The 14,540-nt window shown below is 61.7% G+C and carries 15 protein-coding genes; 2 read left to right on the forward strand and 13 right to left on the reverse strand.

Translation table 11 applies throughout. The annotated features are described in order from the left end of the window. Nucleotides 1–3 precede the first annotated feature (3 nt). Nucleotides 4–1,659, reverse strand: a complete 1,656-nt coding sequence (locus IDH44_RS21230; protein ID WP_190920827.1) for a diguanylate cyclase — start codon at nt 1,657–1,659, stop codon at nt 4–6. Between the two features lie 240 nt (nt 1,660–1,899). Here IDH44_RS21230 and IDH44_RS21235 point away from each other — a divergent pair, with 240 nt between their 5' ends. Together IDH44_RS21235 and IDH44_RS21240 are read left to right on the forward strand one after the other, a co-directional pair. Next, entirely contained in the window at nt 1,900–2,688 is a 789-nt protein-coding gene (locus IDH44_RS21235) for an ABC transporter ATP-binding protein (RefSeq protein ID WP_190920828.1), read from the forward strand. Next, the gene (locus IDH44_RS21240) at nt 2,685–4,541 is read left to right on the forward strand and encodes an ABC transporter permease (RefSeq protein ID WP_190920829.1); all 1,857 of its coding nucleotides are present in this window, start codon (nt 2,685–2,687) and stop codon (nt 4,539–4,541) included. The genes IDH44_RS21235 and IDH44_RS21240 overlap by 4 nt, the downstream gene beginning before the upstream one ends. On the opposite strand, the gene IDH44_RS21245 is transcribed toward IDH44_RS21240, so the two are convergent. The 12 genes from IDH44_RS21245 to IDH44_RS21300 form a co-directional block, all read right to left on the reverse strand. Then, nucleotides 4,511–5,449, reverse strand: coding sequence for a S1 family peptidase (locus IDH44_RS21245; RefSeq protein ID WP_190920830.1), 939 nt, complete (start codon nt 5,447–5,449; stop codon nt 4,511–4,513). The two genes, IDH44_RS21240 and IDH44_RS21245, sit on opposite strands and share 31 nt — an antisense overlap. Nucleotides 5,450–5,464: 15 nt before the next feature. Then, nucleotides 5,465–6,424, reverse strand: coding sequence for a peptide-methionine (S)-S-oxide reductase MsrA (gene msrA / locus IDH44_RS21250; RefSeq protein ID WP_190920831.1), 960 nt, complete (start codon nt 6,422–6,424; stop codon nt 5,465–5,467). Between the two features lie 513 nt (nt 6,425–6,937). After that, entirely contained in the window at nt 6,938–7,528 is a 591-nt protein-coding gene (locus tag IDH44_RS21255) for a PepSY domain-containing protein (protein ID WP_223869905.1), read from the reverse strand. A 107-nt stretch (nt 7,529–7,635) separates the two neighbouring features. Continuing rightward, nucleotides 7,636–8,211: a PepSY domain-containing protein gene (locus IDH44_RS21260; RefSeq protein ID WP_190920832.1), complete on the reverse strand. Its 576-nt coding sequence runs from the start codon at nt 8,209–8,211 to the stop codon at nt 7,636–7,638. Next, nucleotides 8,208–9,626, reverse strand: coding sequence for a sensor histidine kinase (locus IDH44_RS21265; RefSeq protein WP_190920833.1), 1,419 nt, complete (start codon nt 9,624–9,626; stop codon nt 8,208–8,210). The genes IDH44_RS21260 and IDH44_RS21265 overlap by 4 nt, the downstream gene beginning before the upstream one ends. Beyond that, nucleotides 9,623–10,318, reverse strand: coding sequence for a response regulator transcription factor (locus IDH44_RS21270; protein ID WP_190920834.1), 696 nt, complete (start codon nt 10,316–10,318; stop codon nt 9,623–9,625). Before IDH44_RS21270 ends, IDH44_RS21265 begins: the two co-directional genes overlap by 4 nt. A gap of 175 nt (nt 10,319–10,493) precedes the next feature. Further along, nucleotides 10,494–11,423: a hypothetical protein gene (locus tag IDH44_RS21275; protein WP_190920835.1), complete on the reverse strand. Its 930-nt coding sequence runs from the start codon at nt 11,421–11,423 to the stop codon at nt 10,494–10,496. A gap of 65 nt (nt 11,424–11,488) precedes the next feature. Further along, nucleotides 11,489–12,136, reverse strand: coding sequence for a response regulator (locus tag IDH44_RS21280; RefSeq protein ID WP_190920836.1), 648 nt, complete (start codon nt 12,134–12,136; stop codon nt 11,489–11,491). Further along, complete coding sequence (locus IDH44_RS21285; protein WP_190920837.1) at nt 12,136–12,951, reverse strand: sensor histidine kinase; 816 nt, start codon at nt 12,949–12,951, stop codon at nt 12,136–12,138. The genes IDH44_RS21280 and IDH44_RS21285 overlap by 1 nt, the downstream gene beginning before the upstream one ends. Before the next feature lie 202 nt (nt 12,952–13,153). Beyond that, the gene (locus tag IDH44_RS21290; RefSeq protein WP_190920838.1) at nt 13,154–13,477 is read right to left on the reverse strand and encodes a hypothetical protein; all 324 of its coding nucleotides are present in this window, start codon (nt 13,475–13,477) and stop codon (nt 13,154–13,156) included. A 45-nt stretch (nt 13,478–13,522) separates the two neighbouring features. Next, nucleotides 13,523–13,948, reverse strand: coding sequence for a disulfide oxidoreductase (locus IDH44_RS21295; protein WP_190920839.1), 426 nt, complete (start codon nt 13,946–13,948; stop codon nt 13,523–13,525). A gap of 27 nt (nt 13,949–13,975) precedes the next feature. Then, the gene (locus IDH44_RS21300; protein WP_190920840.1) at nt 13,976–14,344 is read right to left on the reverse strand and encodes a c-type cytochrome; all 369 of its coding nucleotides are present in this window, start codon (nt 14,342–14,344) and stop codon (nt 13,976–13,978) included. Nucleotides 14,345–14,540 lie beyond the last annotated feature (196 nt).

Here is a 14,540-nt window from a genome sequence, read left to right on the forward strand (position 1 = left end):
GATTCAGCCGTTCAATCGACGCGCCAGACGTTCGATCCGCAAGCGCAGCTCGTGGTGGTCGAACGGCTTGACGATGTAATCGTCCGCTCCCATCTGCAGCGCCTGCAGAATATCCGACTGCTTGTTGCGGGACGTCAGCATGACGATCAGGACATTCTGCTCCGGATAGCCGCTCCGCAAGCGCTGCAGAATATCCGTCCCGTCGACATCCGGCAGCGCGCCGTCCAGCAGCATGATGTATTTCCCGCCCTCGCTGTACCACCCCGATTCCAAAAAAGCCGTGCCGCTGGAGTAGCTCTGCGTGTCCGCTTGGCGCGCCCAGCCCGGCGGGTGCCAGCCGGCGAATTGTTGCAGCATCAGCTCGCGAATGACCGGATCGTCGTCGACGAAGATGAGCTGCAGCGGCTTGCCCTCTTCGCTCGCCATCTGCTGCAGGTCGTACAGCATGGTGCGGTTGCGGCCGGCCCGCTTGCCGGCATACAGGGCCTGATCGGCTTCGCCGATCAATTGCTCGCTCTGGTCGTTGCCGTCGTGAACCATCGTGACGCCTGCGGTGAAGGTCGTGCGGAAGCTGCCGCCGTGCGGATCGACAAATGACACATTGGCAAAGGCCTGGCGGATACGCTCCACCACGGCTACGGCTTGCTGCGTATCGTTGTCGGGCAGCAGCAACGCGAATTCCTCGCCGCCGTATCGGCACAAAATGTCCTCGCCGCGAATCGCGCCGAGCACCGTGGCCGCGAATCGGCGCAGCACATCGTCCCCTGCCAGATGGCCGTAAGTATCATTGACGTTTTTGAAATGATCGAGATCCAGCAGCACCAGCGCAAAACCTCGCTGCGTCCGCTGGTACGTGGCGATCAGCTGTTGCACGACGCGGTTGAAATGCTTGCGGTTGCAAGCGCCCGTCAGCTCGTCCGTAATGATCGAACGCTCCCAGTCGCGCTTCATCGCGAACCGGTTCTGGAGCAGTGCGATCAGGAGCTCCGGATCGACAGGCTTTTCAATCGTGTCCATCGCGCCGGAGCGGTAAGCCGCAAGCCGGTTCTCCTTCGATAGATGGGCACTGATGACGATGACCGGAATATGATCCTGCCTGGCCTTGTCCATAATTTTGACCAGCAGCTCCATGCCGCTGCGATCCGGCAGCAGCAGATCGAGCAGGATCAGCTCGGGCTTGCCGTCATAGAACAGCTTCAGCCCGCGCCTCGCGGTAAGGGCGATGCTGACGCTGAAGGCCTCGCGCTCCAGCACATCCTTCAAGTAAGTGACCAGCTCGATATCGTCGTCGATAATCAGCACCCGTCCTGCAGCCTCGTCCGGCAGATCAGCCTCCCGCTCCTCCGGTTCGGTCGCTACCCGCTCGTGATCAGGCTTGCAGCCATCCGCGCCAAGCGCCGCGAGCGCTTGCTTGCGCGCCTCTTCCACGAGCGGCTCCCATTCGGTGCTCGGCACCATGCGGCGGCTCTCTTCCCCGATTGCCGCCTCGCCGCGGGCCGCGCTTTGCTCCAGAGCACTCAGGCCGAGCGTCCCTGCCGTGCCCTTCAAGTTGTGAAAGAACCGGTACAGCTCCTGTGCGTCCAGCTCGCTTTTTTCCCACGAACCGAAAAATTGCTCCACTCGCTGTGCCAGTTGTCGAATATAGGCCGTTTTATCCATGCTGCTCCTTTAGCTGCGTATCGGAATTTGTTGTTCGAGTTCGATTATAGCACACTCTGCTAGCGCGTCTAACGCTTATTACCCGCAAGCCTGGCGCTTCAAGCGTCGGACGAAGAGCTTGCCGCACAACCCGGCTTTTTTTCAAGGGCTACTCTTTAGTATGTATTTAGCAAGTTGAAAGACTGCCTTAAGCTTTTCTTAACCGCTATAGGTTACGCTGAGAAGCAAGGAGGCGAAACGATGAACGTATCAATGATTGAAGCGCAGAACGTCACCAAGCACTACCATTCGGGTCGAGGTCAGATCATCCAAGTACTCGGCGGCATTACCTTCACCATGCAAGCCGGGGAATTTGTCGGGATCATGGGGCCGTCCGGCTCCGGCAAGACGACGCTGCTGAATGTCATTGCCACGCTGGATGCTCCCTCAACCGGCGCCATTCGGATCGCCGGCACCGACATCACAACGCTGAATGCGCGTCAGAGCGCCGATTTTCGCGCCCGGCGGCTCGGTTTTATTTTTCAAGATTACAACCTGCTCGACAATCTGACTATCGACGACAACATCGCACTGCCGCTGGCGCTTCAGCATGCGCCTGCAGCCGAGGTCAAGGCGCGCGTAGCGCGCTTGATGACGGAATTCGGAATCGCCTCGCTCGCCGGACGCTACCCCGTGGAGCTGTCCGGCGGACAAAAGCAGCGCGCTGCAGCCGCTCGCGCCGTCATCCACAAGCCTGCGCTGCTGCTCGGCGACGAGCCGACCGGCGCGCTGGATTCGCATAATGCGGCCGTGCTGCTCGAGATTCTGACCCATCTCAATCGCGAAGGCGCGTCGATCCTGATGGTCACGCACGACGCCGTGACGGCGAGCAGCTGCAACCGCATCCTGTACATGCGCGACGGCATGCTGAGCCGCGAGCTGCGGCGCACCGGCACGCGACAACAATTCTATCGGGAGATCCTCGCGCTGCTGGGCGAGCAGGATATGAATGTCGGGACAGCGGCAGCGCTCCGGGAGGCGCATCCATGACGCTCAAGCTCGCCCTCTCGGGCATCCGCGGCCGATTGCGGAATCTGATCGTCCTGTTGGCCGGTCTCGTCGTATCGATCGCCATTTTCTACATGTTTCAGACGATGGCCTGGAATACCGCGTTCATTACGCACAATGCGATGATTAATTCCATTCAGCTCGTTTATGCGATGGGTTCCTTTTTACTGGCCGCAGTCACCCTTTTTTACGTCATCTACGCCGGCGGATTTTTGTTCTCGCTGCGGCAGCGCGAATATGGCATGTACATGACGATCGGCGCCAGGCGCAGCCGCGTGCGCACGGTCATGCTGCTCGAATGGCTCGTGATCGGCGGCGCGGCGATCGTGATTGGCATGGCGCTCGGCTGCGGGCTGGCGCTGCTCGTATCGTCGCTGCTGGCGAACATGCTGGACACGACCTTTTCCGGCTATCGCGCCCTGTACGGTCCCGCCGTCCTGTTCACGGTCGTCTTTTACGTCGCGCTGCTGGCAGTGACGGCGCTCTGGAGCCAGCTCAAGCTCGGGCGCATGCGGCTGCTGCAGCTGCTCCGGGCCGGCGACAGCGCCGAGCGCCCCGCTCGCGCCGGACGAGGCGCATTTTGGGGCGGATTGCTCGGACTCGGCGCGCTCCTGATCGGGTATATCGCGCTGACCTTCATGGAGCAGCTGCGCGAGATCGGCTTGTTGGCCGCGACCGTCATGACGCCGCTGGGGACTTATTTGCTGTTCATGACCTGGCTCCCCAGGCTCGTACGACGCGCGGGACGTAGCGACCGGCGGCTTGCCGGCATTCGCGCTTTTACGAACGGGCAGCTCGCCTTCCGGGTGCGCGACCTGTCGCGCATGCTGGCGACGACGGCTCTGCTGGTGGCGCTCGGTACGGGCGCGATCGCGGGCGGCATCGCCTTCCTGAACGACGCCTATCTCAAGGCGCGCCAATCCGGACAGTACGATATCGTGCTCGAAAACCCCGATCCGCAGCAGCTCGAGCTGCTGCGAGCGGTGACGTTCGAGGAGCGGCACGAGCTGCGCGTCAAGCGCGAGGACGCGGTCGCCTGGGTTGCCCGCGCGGATCTCGAGGCGATGCTCGCGCACACGCCCCCAGTGCTGGAGGACGGGACCGTCCTGGAAGAAGCGCTGCCCGGGGGCCAGCAAGCGATCACCTGGACATCGCATCCGCAGTGGCGGCAGCTGCTGTCGGGCGTCCTGCCCGCGTCCGCCCTTGGCGCAGACGAGATTCGGCTAGCCGACAATTCGTACTTTGGCGCCATCGGCACGGCAGCCACGACCGTGTGGTTCGGCCGATCCGACGACTTTTTGGCCTATACCGACATTTGGGGTGAATTGGAGAGCGGTCGCACAGCTTATCATTGGAGCAAGTACGATCAGTATCAAGACAATCTGGGGCTGGCCGGAGGCACGGTATTTATGGGGTTTTTCCTCGGAGTAGCTTTCCTGACGATGATGGCGAGCTGTCTGATGTTCAAAATTTTGAGCGGGGCGTCCACCGACGCGCGGCGCTACGCGCTGCTGCGCAAGCTCGGCGTCCGCGGCGAACGGATGCGCGCCTCCATTCGCCGCGAGCTTGGATACCTCTTTTTGCTGCCCGGCGCAGCCGGATTACTGCATGTGCTGGTCGGCATGAACTTGTTTGCTTTCATTCTTCAGCAGCCTTATTACCGTCTCTGGCTGCCGCTGCTGATGTTCGCCGTCATTTACGGGCTGTATTATCTCGTCACCGTATGGATGTACAACCGACTCGCATTGCCTGCCCCGGTTTCCGGCGACGTGCCGCACACGCGCCAGACAGGCGGCGGCACGCGCTATCCGGGCGGCAGCATGTCGCGGAACTGATCGATCGGAATCGCATATCCCACATCCTTGCTTTCGCCGTCCTGGCGGATTTGGCCGGTCGCAAAAACGACCGCCACGGCGCGCCCCTCCTCGTTCAGGACCGGGCTTCCGCTGTTGCCGGGATAGACGGGCGCATTCAGCGCCAACACAGGCGCCGCGCGTCCGGTTAGCCGGACCAGACCGATTGCCGTGCCTTCGGCCGCAATTTGCGTGAACTGGAGCGGATTGCCGATGATGTAGATCGTGCTGCCCTCGGCCGCAGGTTCATCCGCCAGCGCGATCCCGGGCAACGATTCGGTGACGTCGAGCTCCGCCTTGAGGATGGCGATATCGAGCGCCGGATCGCTCGCCACCGTCACCGCTTCCCAGCTGCGATCATGCTCGGGGAACTTGATCAAGGTGAACGGGCCGTCCTCGATGACGTGATAATTCGTAAGGATATAGCCGTTCTGAAGGTGGAACCCCGTGCCTTTTCCACCCTCGGTGCCGACGGCAACCACCGCGCGCTTATAGTCCTGAATATCCGCGCGCGAAGAGAGCTCCTTGGATTTGGACAAGAACGGCAGCGTCTGAAAGTTATAAATTTGCGGCCAGAACGCAATGATGTTGCCGACCAGCGCCAGCGCCAGCGCGATCAGCACCGTTCGGCGAATCCAGGGCGAACGGGGGGGAGGCGCGTCTTCCTCCTCCTCCTCGTCCCAAAGAAAATCCTCCGGATCGGGCTCCCACGGTTCCTCTTCGTTGCGCTCCGCAGGCGATTGGCCATGGAGCTCAGCGCGCGTCTGGCGGTAATGATCGAGTGAAACGACATGATTCGGCTGCTTGGTCCGCTCGCTCCCCGCTTCGGTATCCTGGTAATCGGCAGCGCCCGGACGGCGCGGCCGCCGTTTGTCTTGCTCGTCGCTCATAACGTCCTCCGTCGTTTAGTCGAACAGCTTCTTGTACTTGCCGTAGCCCTCAGCTTCCAGCTGATCGACCGGCACGAAGCGAAGCGCCGCCGAATTGATGCAGTAGCGCAGGCCGCCCGGCGCCGGCCCGTCGTTGAACACGTGCCCCAGATGCGAATCCGCCTGCTTGCTGCGCACCTCCGTGCGGACCATGCCGTGACTCAGGTCCGATTCCTCGTGGATGTCCACATCGTCCAGGGGACGCGTGAAGCTCGGCCAGCCGCAATGCGAATCGAATTTTTCCTTTGAGCTGAATAGCGGCTCGCCGGATACGATGTCCACGTAGAGCCCGTCCCCCTTGTGATCCCAATACGCATTGTCGAAGGGCGGCTCGGTGGCGCTGTTCTGGGTGACCTCGTACTGGAGCGGCGTCAGTCGCTCCCGCAGCGACGTTTTGTCCTGCCCGGGACGCCAGTGCTTGCCGAGGAACGCGTCGCGCCCGGAGCCCTTGCGGTACATCTGGTAGCGAATCGGATTTTTTTTGTAATAGGCCTGATGATACTCCTCGGCCGGGTAGAAGGTGACGGCCGGCTCGATCGGCGTCACGATCGGCTTGTCGAAGCGACCGCTCGCCTCGAGCTCGCGCCTGGATTGCTCGGCGGCGATGCGTTGCTCCTCGTTGTGATAGAAGATCGCGGTGCGGTACGACTCGCCCTTATCGTAGAATTGCCCGTGCGGATCCGTCGGATCAATCTGCTGCCAGAACATGTCCAGCAGCGCCTGATACGGCAGTTGCTCCTCGTCGTACGTAATTTGCACCGCTTCCGCATGGCCGGTCGTCTCCGAGCACACTTCCTCGTACGTCGGATTCTCCGTATGGCCGCCGGTATAGCCGGAGACGACGCTGACGACGCCGGGTATCTGGTCGAACGGCTTGACCATGCACCAGAAGCAGCCGCCTGCAAATGTCGCTTTAGCCGGTTCGGCATTGTGCATCTCTATCCCTCCATTCAATGCGCGCCGCAGGGTGCAGCTTGTCCTGCGTCCGCTTGTACGTCTATTTAACCATTACGCCGCCCACCAATGCAAATGCTTGTCATGGGCCGCGTAGCTGGAGACGCGTTGCCGGGACGGCATGCGAAAAAGCCGAAGCCGCTTCCATCGACTTCGGCAGTTTCATGGGTAGCTCGGCCATTACGGTTAATCCGATCGGGTAGCCAGATCGACGATCATCACGATCAGCATCAGCAGTTGAATGAGCAGCTCCGTGCCCATCGCAATCCCTCCCTGCCGGTTCGTCATGCTCCTTCGAGCGGCTTCTCCTCTCCCGCCGGTGGCCTCGTCTCCCCTATCATATCTATGCAGCGGCGCTCGTCTTCATGTTTGCAATCGACAATGAGCGGGTATCTGTAACGAATCCCCGGGCATGACGCATCGATAAACGTGTCGTTCAGGAGCTACAAAACTGATAGCGGCCGCAGCGGGAATTACCGCTGCGGCCGTTCGCGTTCAATCCCTATCGTCATCATCGTCGCGGTCGTCATCATGCTCCCAATCCGCATATACGATTGAGCCGTCGACTGCGTCGACACCCACCTCCACGGCGTTGCCGCGCGCTTGATCGCCGCTTGGCCGCACGTCCACCTCGTAGATCAGCACGCCGTCTTCCTCGTCCAGATCGACCTCCGTTGCCGTGCCCGGCACCTGCGCGAGCGCCGCCTCCACCGCCTTGGCGGCTCCGATCGTCGGGCGGCCGTCCCGATAGGCCGCCAGATCATCGTCGTCGTCATCATCTTCCCGCTCGCTATGCGTCCCCAGCAGCTTGCCCGTATACGCCTCGATTCGAACCTCGACCGAGGTCGCGCCGCGATCCAGCTCCACCTCGTAATAACGCGTCCCGCCGCTGCGCTCCAGCTCGATGCTCTCCACATGGCCCGATGCGTGCTCCAACGCCAGCGCCTCTGCCTTGGCCACGCCGATCAGCTTGCCCGCACCGCTCTCATTCTGTGCGGCCTGCACAGCGCCGATTCCGTACAGACTGCCGGCCGCGAGCACGACCGCGCATGCGCCGACCCAGCCTTTCATGCTTCGTCTATTCATCCTTCATCGCCTCCATTGCCAGTTGTCGGTACAAGACAACTTTACACTCCGGAGATGAGGAAAGGCTGACAGTTCCATTAGAATTCGATGAGAATCGGCACCGCATCCTAATCTTCTTCCTCGTCCTCGTCTTCGTCGTCATCGTCATCCCAGGCGATCGACCGCACTTCGCCGGATATCGCATGCACTTGGACGATAGCTTCTCTGCCGTCGGCGGCGTCGATCTCGACCAGGAAGTAGCGGCCGCCCTCGCCCTCCTCCTCGTCGATATCCTGGACCTCACCGGGTACGGCTGCCAGCGCCAGCGCCGCCGCCTCCTGCTCCGACAGCTCAAGGTCGGGCGACACGTCCGGATCGTCGCCTTTATCCGCACCGCCGGGAGACGGCGTGTCGGGCGGATCGTAGGCCTCCAGTCGCCGAATCGAGAGGATGGCGCCGTCGCGGGCGTCGACCGTGAAGCCATACCGCCCCCGCTCGGTCTCCAGCTCGATGCGGTACGCGTCGCCCTGCAGCACGGCGCCGCTGATCTCGCCGGCATAGGCGTCGCGCACCGCCTCCTGCGCATCGCGGATGCTGAGCGGCGGCGCCGCAGCGTCGGTCGAGCAGCGCCACAGCACCGCTCCCGCGACGACGACGAGCAGCACCGTTAGCGCTGCGCTTGCCGTGCGTTTGGTGAATCTCATCTCCCTCTCTCCTTATCTGCTGATGGCGGATCTACGTTCATGCATCCCCTCGGCACCGACGCCGGAGGCCGGGTCGGAAGGCGGATCGTCGCAACCGTGCCGACTCCCTCCGTGCTGTCCAGCCCGATCTCGGCGCTTACCGCACGCGCCAGCTCGACAGCCAGGGCGAGCCCGAGGCCGGCGCCGCCTCCTTCGCGGCCGCGCGCCTCGTCCACCCGGTAGAAGCGGTCGAACACCTTGGGCAGCTCTTCCTTCGGGATGCCGGCGCCGCGGTCGATGATCCGGATCGCGACCTGTTCAGTGTCCGCAGCGACCTCGACCTTAATCGGGCCGTCGCTGTATTTGCGCGCATTGTCCAAAAAGATGAAGAGCAGCTGGCGCAACATATGCGGGTCGGTATAGACGTAGCATGGCGGCTCGGCCCGAAGCTCGACCGCACGGCCGTATGCCTCCCGGAAGGCGACCACAGAGCGATCCGTCAAGGCTGACGCCTCGTGCCGCGCCACCTCCGCCTTCCAATGCTCGCCGCCCTTGGCCAGCAGCAGCAGCGTCTCGGTCAGCTCCTTCATGCGCGCCGCCTCCGTCCGGATCGCCTCGACCGATTCGCGAAAAAATTGCGGATGCGTCTGACCGCGGCGTTCGAGCAAGCTGGCGTAGCTCTCGATAATCGTAATCGGCGTCTTCAGCTCGTGCGAGGCGTCGCTCACAAAGCGTTCCTGCTTGATAAAATTGCGCTCAAGCAACTCGATCATCCCGTTGAAGGTGCGCCCCATCTCCGTGAGCTCGTCCTCTCGCGCCTCCTCCAGCTCCAGCTTGCGGAAGCGGCCGCTGCGCCGGATCGCCTGCATCGTCGAGGTCATGGCCGTCACCGGGCGCATGATCAGCCTGCCGAGTATCCCCGCCGATGCCAGAGCAGGGACCAGGGCGAGCGCCGTCACCGCGATCAGGACCAGCCGCAGCACGCGCAGCGTGTCCACAGCAGGCGCCAGGGTTTCGGTCAATTGAACGCTCACTACGGCGCCGTCGGGCCAGATGATCGGCACGGCGGACAAGGCATAGACGCGCCCGTCGACCCTATGCTCGAAGACGGCGCGTCGCGGCAGGTAGACGGCGGGCTCCCGACTCAGCTGCTGCTCTTCGGAAGACGTCACCGCAGCCAGCGTACGCCCGTCCTCCGCGACGATGCGCACCATGCCTTGCGCCGGCACATAGGCGCGCAGCAGCTCCGTGCCGGCGCCGGGCACGGCGCTCTCGCGCAGCGCCTGGGCGATGCGCGTCGCCTCCGCCATCGCCTGACGGAGCTCGCCGCGCATCGTCATCGTGCTGAAGGCGTAATAGATTGCAATATTCATGACGATCAGCAGCACGGCGAACAGCACCGCCGAGTACAAATAAATCTTGCTGCGCAGCTTCATCGTTCGTCACGCAGCGTATAGCCGACTCCGCGCACGGTGTGAATCAGCGGCGCGGCGCCGGCGGGCTCGATTTTTTTGCGTACGTAGCGGATGTAGACATCCACGACGTTGGTGTCGCCGGCGTAGGCGTAGCCCCATACGGCGTCCAGGAGCTGCTCGCGCGTCAGCACCTGGCGCTTGTTGCGCAGCAAGCAGACGAGCAGTTCGAATTCGCGCGGCGTCAGCTCGATGGTCTGAGCGCCGCGCAGCACCTCGCGCGTGCCTTCGTTGAGCCGCAGATCGCCGGCCTCCAGCCAGCCCGGCTCGGCCGGCGATTCGCGCTGTGCGGCGCGCTGGCGCAGGGCGGCGCGGACGCGGGCCAGCAGCTCTTCGATGCGGAACGGCTTGGTGATATAATCGTTGGCGCCCAGATCCAGCCCCGACACCTTGTCCTCGATGGCGCTCTTGGCCGTCAGCAGCAGGACTGCCGTCTGCTGATCGGCGCTGCGGATGCGGCGCAGCAGCTCGATCCCGCTCAGCCCCGGCAGCATCACGTCGAGCAGGACGAGCGCGAAGTCCCCCTCCTGATACGCGCGCAGACCGTCGAGTCCGTTCCGGCAGATCGCCACTTCGTACCCCTCGCACGTCAATTCAATCTCCAGCAGTCTGGCGATCTTCGCCTCGTCTTCGACAATCAGGATCGATTGCTCCACGCCGTCTCCTCCTCGCGCTGACCATTGCATTGTATTGCCATCGTACCATATCGTTGTTCGAAGACGAAACGGCTGGCGCGCTCCTCCATATATAAATAGCAGGCCTCGCCGCATCGCGGCAAAGCCTGCTTCGATTCGCTTCTCGCACGATCATCCTCAGAACGGCTATCCGTGGTCAAGATGGATATTCGTTGGGGACATGCTCCTCGAGGAACGCGTCCACCTCGTCCGTGCGCTCGCCGTCCGTCTGCTCGAGCAGCTCCAGGAACTGCTCCAGCGTCGCCAGCAGCTCGCTGTCCGTCGTGCCATGCTCCTCGATAGCCGAACGATACGCGTCCAGGGCTTTTTCGTTCGCCTTGGCGGTCTCGTAGCCGAACAGCGGCGTGTTGTTCGGGCCGTAGAACAGGAACAGCCGCGCCAGCTGAAGCATATCCTCGACCTCTCCGCGCCGATTGGAGACGGCATAGGTGCCCAGGAAGTCCTCATACGCAAGCGCACGATCGAGCAGTTCGGCATGGCTGATGCGCAGCGCGGCATCGCCGATCGACGGATCGTTCGCCTCGATCGCCTTGAGCGCGGCGTAGGCGGCGATATCAGGGCGAATATACGGCGCGTAGCGGGCATATTCGGAATAATTGATGACCGGGAAGTACATGCCCTCCGAAGTCGCGATCTTGTAGCCGCGATCCCGGATGTCCATCAGGATAGCGCGCAGCTCCTCATCGTCGATCGCCCCGAGCAGCGCGGTGTACGTGCCGCTGCCGGTCTCGGCCCATGCGTCCCCGATCGCTTGCTGCGCCTCGCGTCCTTCGATCCATGCCAGCGCCTCGTCCATCTCCGCTTCCTGGGCATTCTCCAGATGAAGGGTCATGACGGTCGCCTCATGCTTGTTGGTTTCGTCAATTCGGTTCAGCAAATATTTACGCGCATAATCCAGCGTCTCCGGCTGACGGACCAGCTCCTCAAAGCGCTCGAACACCGACTGTTGGGAGGCGCCTTGGGCAGCTGCAGCGGGAGTAATGACCGCCCACGGCGCGCTTGCTCCTGCCGCCAGTGTGAGCGCGACGCCGAGCGCGGCGCTTTTTTTCCAGGTTTGTTTTTTCATCTCAAGTTCCTCCATCCTGTCGAGTCTGAGCTGTTATTACCCGCTACGGACGATCCCTACACAGCTTAATCCGTCCACCCTTGCTCGTACGCGTATCGGGCCAGTTGGACGCGGTTTTCGAGATGCAGTTTGTGCAAGATATTCTTGAGATGATTTTTGACCGTATGCTCCGAGATCTCAAGCGTCTCGGCGATATCGCGGTTGTACAGCCCCTTGGCCACAAGCCCCAAAATTTCATGCTCGCGCTGGGTGAGGGGGCTTGCGGAGGGGGCGTGTTTGGCCCGCGGTGCGAATTCATCCAGTATGCGATAGGCCAGCTCGCGTGTCAAAGGCGCCTCGTCCAGCGCGACCGCGCGCAGGTATTCGTGCCATGCGCCGGGATTGAGGTTTTTGAGCAGGTAGCCTTGCGCCCCCTTCTTGAGCGCTTCGAATAAGTGGGCGATATCGTCGGATACGGTCACCATCACAATTTTGATATACGGATAGCGATCCTTGAGCCGCTTGGTCGCTTCCAGCCCGTCCATCCCGGGCATCTGAATGTCCATCAGGATCAGGTCGGGCATCCATTGCTCGGTCAGGGCCATCGCGTCCTGGCCGTCACGGCCCTCGGCTACGACCTCGAATAATGGGTCCATCTCCAATATGGTGCGCATCCCTTCTCGGGCATGCGCGCTGTCGTCAATCACGACGACGCGGAACGGTGTTGTCGTCATCAGCCGGCCTCCTTGCGAATGGATACCATCGTCTGACCGCCGCTGCGCGCGATCGCGAGCTTCCAGCCCATTGCCTTCGCCCGATCGCGCATCATCGCCAGGCCGTAGCGATGGCCTTTGACTTCGGCCTCGGGATCGAAGCCGACGCCATTGTCCATGATGGTGCAGCTCCAGCCTCCCGGCCACGCCTCCGCCTCCAGGCGCACGAGCGAAGCGCCGGCATGCTTGTGGACGTTGATCAGCGCCTCGCGCACGAGTGCGAGCAGCTCGGTTTTTTCCTTGGCGCTCAATCCAGAATCCGGCAGCAGCCAGTGCACCTCGCAGGCGAGTCCGGTCTCGGCTCGCAGGCGCTCGACCAGCTCGTGCACACCCGGCATGCCGGTTGCCAGCGGTCCTTGGCCCGCGGGCAAGCGCAGACTCGCGATCGCTTCGCGCACATAGGCGTGCGTCTGGTGCACCGTTCGGCGCAGCGGCTCGTGGTTCGCCCCGCCCGCTTCGAGCCGCTCGACTTGCACATTAAGCAGAAAGAGCGATTGCGCGATGCCGTCATGCAGCTCGCGCGCGAGCTTCTCGCGCTCCTGGAGCGCCGTCTGAATCTGCCTGGCGCGATCCAGCTCCTGCTGATTGTGCTCCATCAAGCGGAACAGCCGCGTCAGCAGCAGCAGAGAGACCCCGAATACGATGAGCGGCGCGAGCCAATTGCCGAGCTCCATCGAGATATACGGCAGCAGGAATTCGTGCCGCACGTATTCCCAGATGCCGATCGTCAGGGTCGGAATGGTCATGATGAGCCATTTGATTTGTCGATACGTCACTGGACGCGCCCCCCTACTCTCTTAATCACAGGGCGAAACGGGCAAGCCGTCTTTTTACGGCGCAACCCGTTTCGTTCCGAGAAATTTAGAAAAGTATATGGGAAATCATATACTTTCTATAATCTTAAACGAAAACAGGATAACAGCCATATAGCCCATCGGGGCTACATGAATGTTATCCTGCGGGAAGCGTAGCCGCGGCTCACGCGTAGCGCTCGTCCTTGCGCAGGCCGATCGTCTGCAGCACGATATTCCAAAGCGAGAGCGGGCGCGGCTCCAGCGCCACGGTCGTGCAGGCGGACTCCGGCTCGTAGCCGGTGCCGAGCGCCTCGCCCAGCGTGGCCTCGGTCAAGTAGTTGGTGCTGGCCGATTGCTCGAAGCAAGCGGGCGCAATGTAAATCTTGTGCGTGTGGTCCAGCACCATTCGCGTGTCGGCCGGCGGACCGACCGGCACCCGGACGAAGGCCGCTACAACAAGCAGCAGGGCGGTAACGAGAAGTACAATTTGCGCTTTTTTTCGCATCATGAAAGGATAATGGCCCTCCGAGTCCAGATGTCCGTCTAGCAGCGCTTACGACCTGTTGTGACGCAGCACCGCGATCAGGGAGACAATAATTAAAATAAAAGCCGTCAAAGCAAGCATCGGAATCGTGATGAAACCAAACCAGTTCAAATAATCACCCGTACAAGGAACCGGGCCGCAAGCCGCAAGATTCCCTGCATGCTGCGGAAACTTTTGAATCCAGGTATGATAGGCGGATACCAGCAGCCCCAGACAAGCAAGCGGCAGCGCGTAGATCGCGATCACCCGCTCCTTGCGGGAATAGGCAATCCCGAGCAGCAAGGCCAGCGGATACATAAAAATGCGCTGCACCCAACATAAATTGCAGGGCTGAAACTTCATGACCTCGCTCAAATAAAGGCTGCCCGCCGTCGCGATAACGGCGACGGACCAGGCTGCAAACATCCAAAAATTGGATCGTTCCGAGCTTTTCAACCCGGTTCCCCCTCTCCCGCTACGCTGTTACTTCTTCGCCGCCAGCCACGCGGATACCTCCTGAATTTGCGATTCGTCCAGTGTGTCTTTGAATGCCGGCATGCCGCCGCGGCCATTGGTGATCAGATTGATCAATTCCTGCTCGTCGTATTTGCCGCCGACCTTTTGCAGATTCGGACCGGCGCGCCCCTCCAGATCGGCGCCGTGGCAAGCCAGGCAATTTTGCTTGTAGATCGTTTCCGCCGCCGCGACATCCGCATTTTCCGCGCCGCCCGCATTATTGTTGTTGCCCGCAGGCGGAGCTGTGTTATTCTCGTTCGCGCCGCCGCCGCCGCAACCAGCCAGCAGGACGACTCCGGTCAGTGCCACTGCCGCCTTGTACTTCCATCCTTTCATATCGCCATTCATCTCCTTTTTCGGGTTTGTCCTTATCTTACCCGATTCTACGGCTTTTAGCAGACGATTTTTAGCAAAAAATGCCGCCGCTTTGTGAGGAATCCATGACAATTTATCGGAAACCGTCCGCTCAGCCGCCGCAATAGCCCGGATGAGCCATGACCACGCCCAAAAATCATGCTAGAATAAGGCAGAC

It is taken from the genome of Paenibacillus sabuli (assembly GCF_014705605.1).
Classification (GTDB): domain Bacteria; phylum Bacillota; class Bacilli; order Paenibacillales; family Paenibacillaceae; genus Paenibacillus_D; species Paenibacillus_D sabuli.